The 15,414-nt window shown below is 74.7% G+C and carries 15 protein-coding genes; 8 read left to right on the forward strand and 7 right to left on the reverse strand.

The features are described 5' to 3' along the window. A partial coding sequence (locus E1265_RS20925) for a LysR family transcriptional regulator (protein WP_132932181.1) occupies positions 1-753 on the reverse strand: 753 nt, incomplete at its 3' end. An 81-nt stretch (positions 754-834) separates the two neighbouring features. Between E1265_RS20925 and E1265_RS20930 the strand changes: the two genes are divergently transcribed. Next, positions 835-1,758 (forward strand): DMT family transporter, encoded by a 924-nt coding sequence (locus tag E1265_RS20930; RefSeq protein WP_243740985.1) that lies wholly within the window; start codon positions 835-837, stop codon positions 1,756-1,758. Further along, a complete protein-coding gene (locus E1265_RS20935; protein ID WP_132932183.1) occupies positions 1,728-2,222 on the forward strand; it encodes a YbaK/EbsC family protein in 495 nt (164 codons plus the stop codon). Before E1265_RS20930 ends, E1265_RS20935 begins: the two co-directional genes overlap by 31 nt. 412 nt (positions 2,223-2,634) lie before the next feature. On the opposite strand, the gene E1265_RS39415 is transcribed toward E1265_RS20935, so the two are convergent. Beyond that, on the reverse strand, positions 2,635-3,345 hold the full coding sequence (locus E1265_RS39415) for a hypothetical protein (protein WP_243740986.1): 711 nt from the start codon (positions 3,343-3,345) through the stop codon (positions 2,635-2,637). A gap of 22 nt (positions 3,346-3,367) precedes the next feature. Next, positions 3,368-3,988, reverse strand: coding sequence for a TetR/AcrR family transcriptional regulator (locus E1265_RS20945; protein WP_132932187.1), 621 nt, complete (start codon positions 3,986-3,988; stop codon positions 3,368-3,370). A gap of 74 nt (positions 3,989-4,062) precedes the next feature. Between E1265_RS20945 and E1265_RS20950 the strand changes: the two genes are divergently transcribed. Continuing rightward, complete coding sequence (locus tag E1265_RS20950) at positions 4,063-5,097, forward strand: aldo/keto reductase (protein ID WP_132932188.1); 1,035 nt, start codon at positions 4,063-4,065, stop codon at positions 5,095-5,097. Between the two features lie 143 nt (positions 5,098-5,240). On the opposite strand, the gene E1265_RS20955 is transcribed toward E1265_RS20950, so the two are convergent. Both E1265_RS20955 and E1265_RS20960 read right to left on the reverse strand, forming a co-directional pair. Further along, positions 5,241-6,074: a PhzF family phenazine biosynthesis protein gene (locus E1265_RS20955; protein ID WP_132932190.1), complete on the reverse strand. Its 834-nt coding sequence runs from the start codon at positions 6,072-6,074 to the stop codon at positions 5,241-5,243. Next, positions 6,074-7,156 (reverse strand): citrate synthase 2, encoded by a 1,083-nt coding sequence (locus E1265_RS20960; protein WP_132932191.1) that lies wholly within the window; start codon positions 7,154-7,156, stop codon positions 6,074-6,076. The genes E1265_RS20955 and E1265_RS20960 overlap by 1 nt, the downstream gene beginning before the upstream one ends. Before the next feature lie 240 nt (positions 7,157-7,396). Between E1265_RS20960 and pdxH the strand changes: the two genes are divergently transcribed. After that, a complete protein-coding gene (pdxH, locus tag E1265_RS20965; protein ID WP_132932206.1) occupies positions 7,397-8,020 on the forward strand; it encodes a pyridoxamine 5'-phosphate oxidase in 624 nt (207 codons plus the stop codon). Between the two features lie 416 nt (positions 8,021-8,436). Beyond that, the gene (locus E1265_RS20970) at positions 8,437-9,834 is read left to right on the forward strand and encodes a PAS domain-containing protein (protein WP_243740988.1); all 1,398 of its coding nucleotides are present in this window, start codon (positions 8,437-8,439) and stop codon (positions 9,832-9,834) included. A 10-nt stretch (positions 9,835-9,844) separates the two neighbouring features. Here E1265_RS20970 and E1265_RS20975 read toward each other — a convergent pair whose 3' ends face one another. Continuing rightward, positions 9,845-10,624, reverse strand: a complete 780-nt coding sequence (locus tag E1265_RS20975; protein WP_132932195.1) for an SIS domain-containing protein — start codon at positions 10,622-10,624, stop codon at positions 9,845-9,847. A 133-nt stretch (positions 10,625-10,757) separates the two neighbouring features. Between E1265_RS20975 and E1265_RS20980 the strand changes: the two genes are divergently transcribed. Then, positions 10,758-11,450, forward strand: coding sequence for a metal-dependent transcriptional regulator (locus E1265_RS20980; protein WP_132932197.1), 693 nt, complete (start codon positions 10,758-10,760; stop codon positions 11,448-11,450). Positions 11,451-11,605: 155 nt separating this feature from the next. After that, positions 11,606-12,478 carry an alpha/beta hydrolase gene (locus tag E1265_RS20985; RefSeq protein ID WP_132932199.1) on the forward strand — a complete coding sequence of 291 codons (873 nt, stop codon included), beginning with the start codon at positions 11,606-11,608 and terminating at the stop codon, positions 12,476-12,478. Between the two features lie 408 nt (positions 12,479-12,886). Here the strand turns inward: E1265_RS20985 and E1265_RS20990 are convergent, their stop codons facing one another. After that, positions 12,887-13,528, reverse strand: a complete 642-nt coding sequence (locus E1265_RS20990) for a bifunctional DNA primase/polymerase (protein ID WP_243740989.1) — start codon at positions 13,526-13,528, stop codon at positions 12,887-12,889. A 237-nt stretch (positions 13,529-13,765) separates the two neighbouring features. Here E1265_RS20990 and E1265_RS20995 point away from each other — a divergent pair, with 237 nt between their 5' ends. Next, positions 13,766-15,217 (forward strand): transcriptional regulator, encoded by a 1,452-nt coding sequence (locus E1265_RS20995; protein WP_243740990.1) that lies wholly within the window; start codon positions 13,766-13,768, stop codon positions 15,215-15,217. Positions 15,218-15,414: the final 197 nt, after the last annotated feature.

Raw genomic sequence — 15,414 nt, forward strand, 5'->3', positions numbered from 1 at the left:
GTGCGGGCGGGTGGTCCAGCGGGGCATCAGGGCCAGGCCGCCGCCGGCGGCCACGGCCTCGGCGACGACGGCGAACTCGTTGATGCGGTGCACGAGGTCGAGCCGGCGGCCGGCGGCCGCGGCGATGGCCTCGATGGTGGCCATCAGCGGGAAGCCGTCGTGCACGGTGATCCACGGCTGGTCGGCGACGTCCCGTGGGTAGAGGCGCGGGCGGGCGGCCAGCGGGTGGTCGACCGGCAGCGCGACGTCCAACGGTTCGCGCAGCAGCGCGGTGACGGTGACCGTGCGCGGCCAGGGCGGGGCGTGGTCGAGGCGGTGGGCGAGCACCAGGTCGTAGTCACGGGTGAGGCGCGGGAAGTGGTCCTGGGCCACGTCCTCGTCGGCCAGGGACAGGCGGGGGGCGTCGGGCCCGGCGAGGCCGCGCAGCAGGAGCGGGAAGAAGGCGGCTGCCGCGCTGTGGAAGGCGGCCAACGAGACGGTGCCGTCGGGGCGTTCGACGAAGTCGGCCACGGACTGCCGGGCGCGGGCCAGGGCCGTCTCGACCTCGACGGCCGCGGCGGCGAGCGCCTGGCCGGCGTCGGTCAACACCACCCGGCGACCCGCACGTTCGGTGAGCGGGACGGGGATCGAGCGTTGCAGCAGCCGCAGTTGCTGGGAGATCGCGGACGGCGTCACGAGCATCGCCTCGGCGACGGCGCTGACGCTGCCCAGTTCGCCGAGCTCGCGGAGGATGCGGAGCTGCCGGGGGTCCATCCGGACAATGTAGCGCTGCTACAGGATTCTTTCAGAAGGTGGTACTGGGCTTCAGCGTCGCCGGTGCGGCAGCGTGGGGTCGTGCTCGATGCCCGCCGCACCGACATGGTGCTCCTGCTGGTGGCGATCGTCTGGGGTTCCAGTTATCTCGCGGCCAAGACCGCCACCGTCGCACTGCCCGTCCTGGTGGTGCTCTTCGCCCGCTACGCGATCTCGGCGCTCGCCTGCGGGCTCCTCGTCGCCGGCCGCCGGCCGACCGGAGCGGAGGCACGGATCGGGGCGCTGCTCGGCGTGACCCAGGCGGCGGTCCTGGTGCTCGAGACGTACGGGGTGGCGCACACCAGCGCCGCCAACGCGGGCCTGATCATCAGCCTGACGATCGTGCTGACGCCCATGCTCGACCGCGCCGGCGGACGTGGCCCGCTGCCGCCGGCGTTCTTCGTGGCGGCCGGGGTGTGCGTGCTGGCGGTGGGACTTCTGATGTCGGGGACCGGGCTGCGCGCACCGCGCTCCGGGGACCTGCTGATGCTTGCCGCCGCCGTGGTGCGGGCGGGGCACGTGGCGCTCCTCGGGCGCCTCACCGCGCGCCACCCGGTGCGGCCACTCCAGCTGACGGCCGTGCAGACCGCCGTCGGCACGGTGCTGTTCCTGCCGCCGGCGCTGGCCGAGGCGGACGCGCTGGCCGGCAGCGGCGCGGTGACCTGGGCGCGGTTGGCGTATCTGGCGCTGTTCTGCAGCGTGTTCGCCTTTCTGGCGCAGACCTGGGCGGTGCGGCGCACCTCGGCCAGTCGGGCCAGTCTGCTGCTCGGCACCGAGCCGATCTGGGCCGTCGCGGTCGGGATCGGCCTGGGCGGCGAGCGGTTCACCGCGCTCGCCGGCCTCGGCGCCGCGCTGCTGGTCGCGGGGACGTACTGGGGGCAGGCCGTCGAGCGCGCGCACCGAACCACCGAACCACCGAACGTGAGGGAAGACGGATGCCCGAGCACGACACCTACCGCCGCCTGATCGAGCTGCTCGACGCGACGGCGACGCCCTACCGGCTCATCGACCACGAGCCCGAGGGCGGCACCGAGGCGGTGAGCGCCCTGCGCGGGCATCCCGTCGCGCAGGCGGCGAAGTGCGTGGTCCTGCGGGTCAGGGTCGACCGGCGCACCACCCGGCACGTGCTGGCGGTCGTCCCCGGGGACCGGCGGGTGGACCTCGACGCCGTCCGGGCGCTGTTCGGCGCACGCTACGTGGGGTTCAGCGACGCCGCCACGGCCGAGCGACTGGCGCGGGCGGTCCCCGGCTCCGTCCTGCCCTTCAGCTTCGACGAGGAGTTGGAACTCGTCGCCGATCCGGCCGTCGTCGCGAGCCGGGAGCTCTACTTCAACGCGGCGCGGCTCGACCGCTCGCTCGTCATGTCGGGCGCCGACTACGCGGCGCTCGCCGAGCCGCGCGTCGAGCCCGTCGCGGGCCCCGCGCGCTGACGCGGGACCCGTGCGGCGAGGTCAACCGGCGCGGTTGGTCACGGCCTTGAGCTCGTCCAGGGCCTCGCGGACGAGGTCGGACAGGTCACGCCGCTCGGCGTCGGCGGTCCAGCGGTGAAGGCGACCTTGAAGACGGCGATGCCGGCCTCGGCCGTCAGGCTTCCTCGGCTGGGAACCGACCGGCCCCGGCCTCCTCGACGACCTCACCGAGGGCCACTACTTCGCGGCACCGGCCGCGTAGGCCCCGGCCGGGCGATCTCCTTCGGGCCCCGCGCCGCGCCATACCCGGCGCCTCGCCGCGTTGCCCCGCGCCGCGCTGCCGCCGATACGCGGCTCCGCCGCGTGGACGGCTTGAGCGAGGCGACGGGGGGCACCCCCACCAAGCACTTCACCCGGACGAAGTCCGGGGGAGTCAGGGGCTGAGCGCGGCGGTCACCCGGGCCTGGGCCTCGGGCGGCAGGGCGAAGTGGTTGGCGGGGTTCCGGTAGGAGTGGCCGCCGTCGTTGACGCGGACGCCGCCGGCGGTCGTGGTCCACCCGGTCGGGCCGGTCAGCCCCTGCTTCTCCAGGATGGCGGCGGCGACCGGCTCCGGGTCCTCGACGCCGACGCGGGCGCGCAGCGCCGCCGCCAGGCGGTCGGTGGCGTCCGCGGGGCAGGCCCGGTCGCCGAAGGCGGGCAGCAGGAGCAGCAACCGGGCGTGGGGGTCCGTCGTGCTGCCGCCGGGCGTGGCGTTGTCCGCCGCGGCGACGAGTTCGGGCCAGGACAGGCCGGGGCCCATGAAGTGGCCGTCCACCGAGGCGAGGAGCTCGGCCCGCGCCCAGTCGGGGTGGTGCAGCAGGTAGTCGACGCCCGCGTCCCCCTCGATGGTGCGGTAGACGACGTGCAGCCGGTGCCCCCCGGCGAGCGCCACGGTGAAGGCGGGCCAGTCGGCCCGCTCCCACACCCGGCGGTTGAACTCCCGCTGCCTGCCCCACGCGTGGCTCGCCCGGTAGAGCGCCTGGGCGCAGGGGTAGAGGTGCATGGCCCAGAACCGCCGGTCGGCCAGCAGTTCGGGGCGCCGGCCGAACGGGCCCTCGTGGTAGCCGGGCAGCCGGGTGGGGTGGTGGTCGGGGTCGTCGGTCATGCGGGCCATCGTGCCCGGCCGGTCAGGCGATGACGAACGCGCCGGCGCGGGCCGCGGCCGCCGCGGCCTCGGCGGCGCGGTCGGCGGCGGCCTCGTCGAGGGGGGCGCCGCTGGCCAGGAGGCGGTAGTAGAGCGGGGCCGAGACGGCGGCGACGACCTCGTGGGGGTCGGTGCCGGGCGGCAGTTCGCCGCGGGCGACGGCCTGTTCGACGCAGGGGGCCCATTCGGCGATGCGGGTGGCGTAGAAGCGGCGGAGCGCGGCGGCGGCGTCGCGGTCGGCGGTGGCGGCGGCGATCACGGCCTTGAAGAGCGGGCCCTGGCGTGGGTCGGTGAGGGTGCGGCAGACCAGGCGCGCGTTGGCCCTGAGGTCGCCGAGGAGCGCGCCGGTCTCGGTGCGGGGCAGGGACTCGGTGGCCATCTCGTCGAGCAGGTCGGCGACCAGGCCGGCGGGCGTGGCCCAGCGGCGGTAGACGGTGGTGCGGCCGACGCCCGCGCGGCGGGCGACATCGGCGAGGTCGAGGCGGTCGAAGCCGTGCTCCGCGAGCGCGTCGCCGGCGGCGTCCAGCACCGCGGCGCGCACGCGCGCGGTCCGGCCACCTGGTCTGGTCTGGCCCGGCTGGCCGTAACGGGATTCCTGTTCCATTAAACGCCCTCCGGTGTTACGCTATCGCACGTCGCTAAAGGGACTGTAGTCCCGTTAAGGGAGGTGGGGTGCTCATGGAGTACCGACGACTCGGGAGTTCGGGGCTCGAAGTGCCCGCGTTGAGCTTCGGCACGGGGACCTTCGGCGGACAGGGGCCGCTGTTCGGCGCCTGGGGGTCGAGCGACGCCGAGGACGCGCGGCGGCTGGTGGACATCTGCCTGGACGCCGGCGTCACGCTCTTCGACACCGCCGACGTCTACTCGGCCGGCGCCTCGGAGGAGGTGCTCGGCCAGGCGATCAGGGGCCGCAGGGACCGGCTGCTGATCTCCACCAAGGCGGCCCTGCCGACCGGCGAGGGGCCGGGCGAGGCCGGCACCTCCAGGTCCCGGCTGATCGCCGCGACCGACGCGGCGCTGCGCCGCCTCGGCACCGACCGCATCGACCTCTTCCAACTCCACGCCTTCGACGCCGCCACGCCCGTCGAGGAGGTGCTCGCCACCCTCGACGACCTGGTGCGCGCCGGGAAGCTGCGCTACGTCGGGGTCTCCAACTTCTCCGGCTGGCAGCTGATGAAGTCACTCTCCGCCGCCGAGCGGCACGGCCGCCCCCGCTACGTCGCCCACCAGGTGTACTACTCGCTCGTCGGCCGCGACTACGAGTGGGAGCTGATGCCGCTCGGCCTCGACCAGGGCGTGGGCGCGCTGGTGTGGAGCCCGCTGGGCTGGGGCCGGCTCACCGGAAAGGTGCGGCGCGGCCGGCCGCTGCCGGAGGGCAGCCGGCTGCACGCCACCGCCGCCTTCGGGCCGCCGGTGGCCGACGAGCTGCTGTACCGCGTGGTGGACGCGCTCGACGAGATCGCCGCCGAGACCGGCAGGACCGTCCCGCAGGTCGCGATCAACTGGCTGCTGCGGCGCCCCACCGTCTCCTCCGTCATCATCGGCGCGCGGAACGAGCGGCAGCTGCGCGACAACCTCGGCGCCGTGGGCTGGGCCCTCACCGAGGACCAGGTCGCCCGCCTCGACGCGGCGAGCGCGACCGAGGCGGCCTACCCCTACTTCCCCTACCGCCGCCAGGAGGGCTTCGCGCGCCTCAATCCCGCGGTGGTCTAGGGGAGTGCTGGGTGCGGGGTCCTGGCCGGGTGGGCCGGGTCGACCGAGCCCGCTCCGGCTTGGCGGCGGAGGCTGGTCCTTGTCCCCAGCCGCCGCTGGCAGGCGGCTTCGCGCGCCTCAATGCCGCGGTGGTCCAGCGGGCGTCACAGGGTGATCGTCCCCTGGCCGACGACCACCGTGTGGCCGCCGATGGACACCCCGCCGGAGGCGGCGTGCGCGGCGGCCTCGATCAGGCTCGGCCGGCCCATCGCCACGCCCTGCTCGACGGTGACCGTCAGGTCGCCGCCGTTCGCCAGGGCCATGACCAGGCCGGTGACGGCGGAGCCGGTGGCCGGGTCCTCGGGGATGGACGGCGTGGTCAGGAAGCAGCGGGCGTACAGCCGGCCCTCGCCGGTGAAGACGTAGAGGTCGTCGGACCAGGCACCCGCGAGCGCCGCGTGCCGGGCCGCCGCGTCGACCACGACCCGGTCCACCGTGGCCCGGTCGGGCAGCCGGACGTAGCAGAACCGGTTGCCGTAACCGCCGAACCAGCAGTCCACGACCTCCTCGGGACGCAGGGACAGGGCGGCGGCCACCGCCGGCACGTCCGGGCGCTCCTCGGGGGACTCGTAGGGCGCGGTCACCGTGAAACGGGCGAACGAGCCCGAGACCTCCACCGGTACCGGCCCGATGCCCTCCTCGAAGACCAGCCGGCCGCTCGAGGCGCGGCCGGACGCGGCCAGCACCGCGGCCGTCCCGACCGTGGGGTGGCCGGCGAACACCATCTCCTCGGCCGGGTTGAAGATCCGCACCCGGCAGGTGTGCGCGGGGTCGTCGGGCGGCAGCACGAAGGTGGTCTCGGAGAAGTCGAACTCCCGGGTCAGCGCCAGCATGTCGGCGTCCGAAAGGCCGCGCGCGTCCGGGAAGACCGCCAACTGGTTGCCGCTCAGGGCCCGTTTGGTGAAGACGTCGGCGATGACGAACTCGTGGGACGCCATCAGCCGGCCACCTCGCCGCGGTCGCGCGGGGCCGGGCCGACGTAGCGGGCCGAGGGCCGGATCAGGCGGCCCGTGCGCTTCTGCTCCAGGATGTGCGCCGACCAGCCGGCCGTCCGCGCGCAGGTGAACATCGCCGTGAACATGTGCGCCGGCACCTCGGCGAAGTCCAGCATGATCGCCGCCCAGAACTCCACGTTGGTGGCCAGCACCCGGTCGGGGCGGCGCGCCGACAGCTCGGCGAGCGCGGCCCGCTCGAGCGCCGCCGCCACCTCGTAGCGCGGGGCGTCAAGCGCTCGCGCCGTCTCACGCAGCACCCGGGCGCGCGGGTCCTCGGCCCGGTAGACGCGGTGGCCGAAGCCCATCAGCCGCTCGCCGGCGTCCAGCTTCCGCCGCACATAGCCCTCGGCGTCGCCGCTCCGCTCGATCTCCTCGATCATGCCGAGCACCCGGGCCGGCGCCCCGCCGTGCAACGGGCCCGACATCGCGCCGACCGCGCCCGACAGCGCGGCCGCCACGTCGGCGCCCGTCGAGGCGATGACGCGGGCGGTGAAGGTGGACGAGTTCATGCCGTGCTCGGCGGCCGAGATCCAGTACGCGTCGAGCGCGGCCACGTGCCGCGGGTCCGGCTCCCCGCGCCAGCGGCGCAGGAAGCGCTCGGTGATGCTGTCCGCCTTGTCGATCTCGCGCTGCGGCACCATCGGCAGGCCGGCGCCGCGCGCTGACTGGGCGACGAAGCTCAACGCCATCACCGCGGCCCGCGCCAGGTCCTCGCGCGCCTGGGCGGCGTCGATGTCAAGCAGCGGGCGCAGCCCCCACACCGGCGACAGCATCGCGAGCGCCGCCTGCACGTCCACCCGCACGTCACCCGAGTGCACCGGGATCGGGAACGGCTCGGCCGGCGGAAGGCCAGGCGTGAACGAACCGTCCACCAGCAGGCCCCACACCTCGCCGAAGGTGACCTGGCCCACCAGCTCCTCGATGTCCACGCCCCGGTAGCGCAGGGCGCCGCCCTCCCGGTCCGGCTCGGCGATCTCCGTCTCGAACGCGACGACTCCTTCGAGCCCGGGCACGAACTGGGACATCAGGCGGCTCCTCGGTAGCGCGGGTGGCGCGGGCAGCGCGCGCCGCGTGATGCGGGCGGCACGCGATGAATTCGCACGATAAGTCTGGCGGTCACCTTAACTCCCGGTGTCACCCGGCCACAGAGCATGGGACAAAACTCCGAGCCTGCCGAGAGTGTCGGCGGCATGTTGCAAGATATCGGCGTGTCCCACGCCGACAACGCCGCCCAAGCCCCCAGCCCGCAGCTCGATCCGGCCGCGATGCGGGCCAAGTACCGTGACGCGGGCCTCGACGAGAGCGATCTCGCCGCCGACCCCTTCGACCAGTTCGAGCACTGGTTCGCCCAGGCCGTGGACAGCGGGCTGCACGAGCCCAACGCGATGGTCCTCGCCACCGCGGACGCCGCCGGCCGCCCGAGCAGCAGGACGGTGCTGCTCAAGCGGTACGACCGGCGAGGCTTCGTCTTCTTCACCAACTACGGCTCCCGCAAGGGCCGGGACATCGAGGCGAACCCCAGCGTCTCGCTCCTCTTCCCCTGGCACGGCATCGCCCGTCAGGTGATCGTCTCCGGCACCGCGGAGCGCACCGGGCGGGACGAGACGGCCGCCTACTTCAGGACCCGGCCGCACGGCTCCCAGCTGGGCGCGTGGGCCAGCGAGCAGTCGTCGCGGGTGGCCTCGCGCGCCCAGCTCGACCAGCTGTACGCGGAGCTCGCCGACCGCTATCCGGAGGGTGTGGACGTGCCGGCGCCCTCGCAGTGGGGTGGGTACCGGGTGGTTCCGGAGTCCGTCGAGTTCTGGCAGGGCCGGGAGAACCGGCTGCACGACCGGCTGCGGTACGTACGGGCGGGCGGCGCGTGGGCCGTGGAGCGCCTCTGCCCGTAGCGGAAGCCGTGGGACCGTCGCGGAAGCGGGGGGCGGAAAGCCGGGGGGCGCGGGAAAAAGAACGATCCGCGGGCCTGGTCCCCGGCCTCTCGGCCGGGGAGCCGGCCGGACTTACCGGCGGCCCGCGGATCGGGTGACTGCTTGGTATTGCCGGGCGGTGCCGGCACCACACGTCGTGGGACGGCGACCGCTAGGCCGCAGCCACCTCACGCGTCCGGTTGTCATACATCTGCCGAACCACCTCCCTTCTCGTGTGGCCCACACGCTAGGCGCCACCCCCGGGGGATCACAAGCGAATTTCGAAGCGATCCCACGCGCACCAGATTCGGCCGAACCCTATGTGACGGGCGTCACCGTGCAGTTGAATGGTCCGGCGCACGCGACCGGCGCTCACTCTCCTGTGCTGGGGGTACCAGGTGACCACTCACTCCGAGGTTTCCGGCCCGGTTTCGGCCCCCGGCAGGGCCACGACCACCGACGACCGGCTGCTGGCCGCACTGCTCGACGGCATGGAGGCGGCCCTGTTCGCGGTCGACGCCACTGGCCGGATCACCCACTGGAACCGCAAGGCGGAGCGGATGCTCGGCTGGCCGCGCGAGCAGGCCGTGGGCCGGGTCGGGCTCGGCGGCTGGGCGGTGCGGGAGGCCGACGCCGCCGACGTGATGGACCGGCTGATGGCCGCGCTGCGGTCGCCGGACGACGGCGGTGGGCGGCCGTTCCAGGAGTTCCCGCTGGTCAGGAAGGACGGCGGCCGGCTGCTCGTGCGGGCCAAGACCACGGCCGTGCGGGGACCTGACGGCCGGCCGACCGGCGTCTACTGCGCCTTCGGCGAGGCGCAGGCCCAGCTCGACCTCGAGCGGAACTTGGCGCTGAGCGAGGCCCTGCTCGGCGAGTGCGACTCCTGGGGCGCCGTGCTGCTCGACGCCGACCTGCGCACCGTGGCCGTCAACGACGCGGCGGCCGAGGCGCTCGGCGTGACGCCGGTGGACATGCTGGGCGAGCCGCTCGGCGAGTTCTTCGGCGCCGGGCTCGACGAGCTGGAGAGCGGCCTCGAACAGGCGCTCGCCGGCCAGCCGCCGACCGCCCCGGTCGAGCTGTGGCTGACGCTGCTCGACGACGGCTCCCGCGAGGACGCGTTCGGCGAGCTACGGTCCGGCCCGTCGGGGGACGCCCGCCGCTGCCTGGTCAGCGGCTTCCTGCGGCTCGGCGCGCCGGCCGCGCCGGATCCCGCGCCGCTCGGCGTCGCCTGGGTCTTCCAGGACGTCACCCGGGCGAGGCGGCAGGCGCGTGGCGCGGCCAGGCGGCGGTTCAGGGACGAACAGCTCGCGCGCGCCGGCCGGGCGGCGGCCGAGTGCGAGGACCCGCTGGAGGCGGCGGTGCTCCATCTCCACTACGCGCTCGCCGGCTTCGCCGACCACGCGTTGCTCGACACCGTCTCGCCCAGGGCGGCCAACCTGGTGCGCACCGCCGAGAGCCCGGCCGCCTTCGGTACGGCCTCGGCGGCGCGTGGCGTGGCCGTCCGCTACCGGCAGGGGCATCCCGCGCTCCAGGCGCTGGAGCGCGGGATGGCGGTGCGGGCGACCGGTGGCGTCTCCCGGTCCAGCTGGGCGGTGGAGCACCGCTGGCCCAGGGACGCGGAGCACGCGCTGTGCGTGGTGCTGCGCAGCCGGGGCCGGAGCCTGGGGGTGCTGACGTTCCTGCGGGGCGCGAGCCGACGGCCGTTCGACCGGGCGGACGCGGCCTACGGCGAGGACGTGGCGCTGCGGGTGGCGGCGGCGATCGACCTGCACGGTGTTCTCGGGGCCGGGGCCTAGCGACGAGGGCCTAGCGGCGCCAGAGGATGCGGTCGGCGTGCTCGGCGAACACCCGCTCGTTCCACTCGGGGCCGCCGTCCACGTTGGCCGAGCGCAGCAGCGGCGGCTGGATGCCGCGGGCGGCGAGCAGCCCGGCCGCCTCGGCGACCACGGCCTGGAGCAGGGCGCAGGTGACGACGGTCGAGGCGGGCGCGAACGGGGCGTCGATGCCGTCGCTGGTCAGGGTGGTGTCGCCGTAGGGGACACGGCTGTCGAGGACGACGTCGCAGTGGTCCTTGAGGAAGGTGCCGGAGGGATGGCGGGAGCTGGTGAGCTCGGCGTAGCGGGCGGAGGTCGCGCCGATCACGGTGAGGCCGCGGTCCCGGGCGTGGCTCGCCATCTCGACGGGGAGCGTGTTCCGGCCGGAGAGGGAGACGACGATCAGCAGGTCGCCGGCCTCGGCCGGGACGCTGTCGAGCGCGGCGGTGGCCAGGCCGCCGACGTGTTCGAGCGCGCTGCCGAGGGTGGCGGGCGAGACGTCGACGCCGCTGGTGCCCGGCACGGTGAGCAGGTTGACCAGGGCGAGGCCGCCGGCGCGGTAGACCAGGTCGTGGGCGGGAAGCGCGGAGTGCCCGGCGCCGTAGGCGAAGAGACGGCCGCCGGCGGTGACGGTGTCGGCGAGCAGCGTGGCGGCCTTGGCGACGGCGGCGCCCTCGCGGTCGCGAACCTCGCGCAGCAGCTCGATGGCGGCGTCGAGGAAGCGACTGCCGAGACTGGTGGGGGAGCAGTCAGCGCGTGCGTTCTCCGTCACGTCGCACACGGTAATGGTCTGGACCAGAGTGGTGTCAAGATGCCCGCACCGGAACCGTGGAACGGGAACGGTTGTCGGTGACGTGCGTCAGAATTGGAGCAGGGCCACCGCACGAGATATCGAGGGGCACTTTATGTCCGGACTCATCGACACCACCGAGATGTACCTCCGCACCATCCTGGAGCTGGAGGAGGAGGGTGTGGTACCGATGCGTGCCCGCATCGCCGAGCGTCTCGAGCAGAGCGGCCCGACGGTCAGCCAGACCGTCGCCAGGATGGAGCGGGACGGCCTGCTGGTCATCGCCGGCGACCGGCACCTGGAGCTGACGGACGAGGGGCGGCGCCTCGCCCAGCGGGTGATGCGCAAGCACCGGCTGGCCGAGTGCCTGCTGGTCGACGTGATCGGCCTTGAGTGGGAGCACGTGCACGCCGAGGCCTGTCGCTGGGAGCACGTGATGAGCGAGGCCGTCGAGCGGCGGGTCCTCAAGCTGTTGAACCACCCGACCGAGTCGCCGTACGGCAACCCGATCCCGGCGCTCGCCGAGCTTGGCGAGGTGGGCGAGGCCGACCCGTTCCTCTCCGAGGGGATGGTCGCGCTCTCCGAGCTGGACGCGGACGGCGGCAAGACGGTGGTGGTCCGGCGGATCGGGGAGCCGATCCAGACGGACGCGCAGGTCATGCACACGCTGCGGCGGGCCGGCGTCCAGCCGGGCGCCTCGGTCAGCGTCACGGCGGGCTCCGGCGGGTCCGTCCAGGTCGGCAGCGGGGGCGAGGCCGCCGAGCTGGCGCACCACGTCGCGATGCACGTGTTCGTCGCCAAGGGGTGACGCCCAGGCGGCGCGGGCCCGTCCCGGAGGAGTGAGAGCTCTCCGGGGCGGGCCCTTCGTATGGGTCGTCGATCTCACACGGCCTTCGAACGTGTATTCGATATCGTGGTCTTCGGTCATTCGGTCAACCGAGGCTGGAGGAAGGGACGGAGGTCATGGCGCGGTGCGTGGACGTGGCGGGGCACGGCGGCGTGCGGCTCGCGGCATGGGAGTTCACCGAGGCCGGCGCGGCCGGCGCGACCGCCGGGGAACGGCCTGGCGTGCTGCTGCTGCACGGCCTGATGGGCCGGGCCCAGCACTGGGCCTCGGCCGCGGGCTGGCTCTCCCGCCGCTACCGGGCGGTGGCGCTCGACCAGCGTGGCCACGGCCGTAGCGAGAAGCCGGGCAGCTGGCCGCTCGACCGGGACGTCTTCGTGGCGGACGCCGAGGCCGTGATCGAGCGCCTCGGCCTCGGCCGGGTGGCGGTGATCGGGCACGCCATGGGGGCGCTGATCGCCTGGCGGCTTGCGGCGCGCCGCCCCGACCTGGTGCGGGCGCTCGTCATCTGCGACATGCGGGCCGCCGCGCTCGGCGCGGTCTCCCAGCGGGAGCTGCGCGGCTGGCTCTCCTCCTGGCCACTGCCCTTCGCGAGCCGGGCCGCCGCGAGGCGCTGGTTCGGCGAGGAGGACCCCTCCCTCGAACGCCCGAACCCGGCCCGCGGCGAGTTCTTCGCGGCGGTCATGGCCAAGCGCGCCGACGGCTGGCGGCCGGGCTTCTCCCGCCGCCAGGTGCTGATCGCCAGGGAGGGCTTCGCCCACGACGCCCACTGGGACGAACTGGCCGGCGTCAGCTGCCCGACGCTCGTGATCCGCGGCGTCGACGGCGTACTCGGGCGCGCCGAGGCCCAGGAGATGGTCCGCGTCCTCCCCGCCGGCCGCTACGCCGACATCCCCGACGCCGGCCACCTCGCCCACCTCGAACGCCCCCACGAATGGCGCGCCATCGTCGAACCCTTCCTCACCGAGACGGCCCCCCTGCGCTCGGCCTGAGCGGCGAGCCCAGCCACCCCCGGCCTGCGGCCCCCTGGCGGGCTTCGCCTGGCCTGCGGCCGGCCGCTGTGCGGCTTATGGCGTTGCGCCGGCCGGCGGGCTTGGCCCGGCTTGCTCGGCCGCTGCGCGGCCCGCGCCATCGGCGGCCGCGGCCGGCCCTTCGCCGTTGTGCGGCGGGCTGTGACGGCGTCCATCCCGGAGACCGCGACCTGCTCGCCGAAGCTCTTCCACAGCCTCCGCACCCGCACGGCCACCGGCGCCTCGGCCGAGGCGCCGGCCGGGGCCGTGGCCGAGGCGCCGGCCGGGGCCGTGGCCGATTCATCCGCGAACTCCCCGTTGTCCCGCATGCTCCTCACCCTAGAGGGAGCCACTGACGGCGAGGAGCGGGCCGGACAACGGAGCGTCAGGTCAGCGCGGTTCCTGGCCGCACGCGTAGGCCAGCGGCGCGAGCAGGTCCTCCACGTCAGGCAGCCACCGGTTGGCCGAGCTCGGCGGGCGCACCCACTGGACCGAGCCGCGCGCCCCGACGCGGGTCGGCGGCGCGGCCACGAAGTCGCCCTCGCCCCGCACCGTCAGCTCGGTAGCCATCGCCGCCCAGCCCAACTTCCGCAGCAGCGCCGGGACCTTGGGCGCGCTGCCCGGCGCCACGAAGAACTGCATCCGGCCGAACGGCGTCTGCGTCACAGGACCGAGCGTCCCGCCCAACCGCTCCATCCTGGCCAGCGCCAGGCAGCCCGCCGTCTCCGACACCTCCAGCACGTCGAAGGAGCGGCCGGTCGGCAGCAGGATCGCGGCACGCGGCTCCTCCGTCCACAGCCGGCGGGCCGCGGCCACGCTTCCCGTCGCCTGCGCGGTCCAATCGGGGCGCGTGGGGTGTGCGCCGGGCGCGCGGCACCCGGGGACGGCGCACGAACAGGCGACCCTGCCGTGGCTGGTCTCGAGCCAGGCGCCGGGCAGGACGTCCCAGCGGCGCTCGTCGGTGTAGCGGACGGCGTGCTCGCGCAGCGATTCGGCACGTGGGACGGTCAGGGTCGGGGACATCGAGGACATGGGGGACACAGTCGGTCTGGTGGCTCGCGGGGAGACTCCGATGGGCTTATCCACACCCGCCCCAACGCTCATTGCTCCGGATGGGTTACGGCCCGGCGCGCGACTGGCGTGTTCCGGTCGGTCACGCACGCGGGGCGCATCGGTGCATCCACAGGGGCATACGGGATGGAGTCGGGGCTGTACGGGCAGTGATGTGCCGGGATCTCCCCGGGCAGCCCGTCAGCAAGGGAGCCGGTGATGACTGCCAGACCGTCCGCGAGTTTTCTCCCCCCGGCCACGGCCGGAAGGCGCCACCAGGGTGTGCCACCCGCCCGCCAGCCGAACGAGAGACTGCTGGCCCTCATCCGCGAGGCCGGCTGCTCGAACGCGGGGCTCGCCCGCCGCGTCAACATGTGCGCCGCCGAGCGTGGACTCGACTTCCGCTACGACAAGACGTCCGTGGCGCGCTGGATCCGCGGCCAACAGCCGCGCGGCCGCGCCCCCGAGATCATCGCCGACGCGATCGGCCGCAAGCTCGGCCGCACGGTCACCGTCGACGAGATCGGCATGGGCGCCGCACGCCAGCCCACCTCGGCCGTCGGCCTGCACTTCGCCGCCGACCTCGCCGAGAGCGTCGACCAGGCGGCCGAGCTGTGGCGCTCCGACGTCGTCCGCCGGGAGGCGGCCGACGCGACCGGGCCCTGCGCGGCCGGGGGCGCCCAGGTCGCGCCCTCCGCGCTGGTCGAGCCGAGCCGCGACTGGCTCATCACCCCCGCCGACACCGAGGTGGCCAGCGCCTCGGGACCGCGCGTCGGCAGCGCCGACGTGGAGGCCGTGCTGGCGACCACGGCCGCCCTGATCGACCTGGACCGCCGCTGGGGCGCGGGACACGTCAGGCCGGTCGTCGTGCACTACCTCAACAGCGTGGTCGCCGGGCTGCTGGGCGGCTCCTACCGGGAGACGGTGGGCCGCGAGCTGTTCGGCGCCGCCGCCAGGCTTACCGAGCTGGCCGGCTACATGGCCATCGACACCGGCCTCCCCGGGCTCGCCCAGCGCTACTACATCCAGGCGCTGCGGCTCGCCCAGGCGGCCGGCGACCGGGGCTTCGGCGGCTATGTGCTGGCGGCCGGAATGAGCCATCTCGCCGCCGAACTCGGCAACCCGCGCGAGGTGATCCAGCTCGCCAGGGCCGCCCAGGAGGGCACCCGCGGCCAGATCACGCCGAGGGCCGAGGCGCTGTTCCTGGCCGCCGAGGCCCGCGGGCACGCACAGCTCGGCGACCGCGAGAGTTGTCGTCGGGTGGCCGCGGCCGCGCTGGCCGCGTTCGAGCGGGCGAGCGGCGAGTCGGGCGACGACCCGGCCTGGATCGCCCACTTCGACGGCGCCTACCTCGCCGACGAACTCGCGCACTGCCACCGGGACCTGGGCCAGGGCAGGGCCGCCCAGCAGCGCGCCACCGAGGCGCTGGCCGGCCACCCGCCGGGCCGGGCGCGGCGCCGCGCGGTCGGGCTGCTGCTGCTCGCCACCGGCCAGTTGCAGGAGGGTGATCTCGAACACGCCTGCCAGACCGCGAACGAGGCCGGCACTCTGTTGCGCGGGCTGCGATCGGGGCGTGGCTCGACGTACTTCGCTGACTTCAGGGCCCGCCTCGAGCCGCACCGGGCCGAGCCACGGGTGCGGGAGTTCGCGGCGCGCTGGCAGTCGCCTTGAGCCTCGAGCGACTTGACGTCCGGGCCACGGCGCGACGACTCTCCTCGGGAGCCGGTAGCGTGGCCCGGCGAATCGGCCTGGAACGAACGAGGAGCCCTGGGTGACCACCCACAGCGGACGGGACGACGAGGCCCGTGAGGGCGTGATACTGCCCCCGGTGAACCCCCCGGCGAACAGCGAGACCTGGCCGCCTACCC

Origin of the sequence: Streptomyces sp. 8K308, from assembly GCF_004348315.1 — a bacterium.
Lineage (GTDB): Bacteria > Actinomycetota > Actinomycetes > Streptomycetales > Streptomycetaceae > Streptomyces.

What these genes read in the sequence shown, in the direction of transcription:
- E1265_RS20935 (WP_132932183.1), top strand. Translation starts at nt 1,728, where the DNA reads ATGCCCGAGCACGACACCTACCGCCGCCTGATCGAGCTGCTCGACGCG.
- E1265_RS39415 (WP_243740986.1), bottom strand. Translation starts at nt 3,345, where the DNA reads ATGACCGACGACCCCGACCACCACCCCACCCGGCTGCCCGGCTACCAC.
- E1265_RS20945 (WP_132932187.1), bottom strand. Translation starts at nt 3,988, where the DNA reads ATGGAACAGGAATCCCGTTACGGCCAGCCGGGCCAGACCAGACCAGGT.
- E1265_RS20950 (WP_132932188.1), top strand. Translation starts at nt 4,063, where the DNA reads ATGGAGTACCGACGACTCGGGAGTTCGGGGCTCGAAGTGCCCGCGTTG.
- E1265_RS20955 (WP_132932190.1), bottom strand. Translation starts at nt 6,074, where the DNA reads ATGGCGTCCCACGAGTTCGTCATCGCCGACGTCTTCACCAAACGGGCC.
- E1265_RS20960 (WP_132932191.1), bottom strand. Translation starts at nt 7,156, where the DNA reads ATGTCCCAGTTCGTGCCCGGGCTCGAAGGAGTCGTCGCGTTCGAGACG.
- pdxH (WP_132932206.1), top strand. Translation starts at nt 7,397, where the DNA reads ATGCGGGCCAAGTACCGTGACGCGGGCCTCGACGAGAGCGATCTCGCC.
- E1265_RS20980 (WP_132932197.1), top strand. Translation starts at nt 10,758, where the DNA reads ATGTCCGGACTCATCGACACCACCGAGATGTACCTCCGCACCATCCTG.
- E1265_RS20985 (WP_132932199.1), top strand. Translation starts at nt 11,606, where the DNA reads ATGGCGCGGTGCGTGGACGTGGCGGGGCACGGCGGCGTGCGGCTCGCG.
- E1265_RS20990 (WP_243740989.1), bottom strand. Translation starts at nt 13,528, where the DNA reads ATGTCCTCGATGTCCCCGACCCTGACCGTCCCACGTGCCGAATCGCTG.
- E1265_RS20995 (WP_243740990.1), top strand. Translation starts at nt 13,766, where the DNA reads ATGACTGCCAGACCGTCCGCGAGTTTTCTCCCCCCGGCCACGGCCGGA.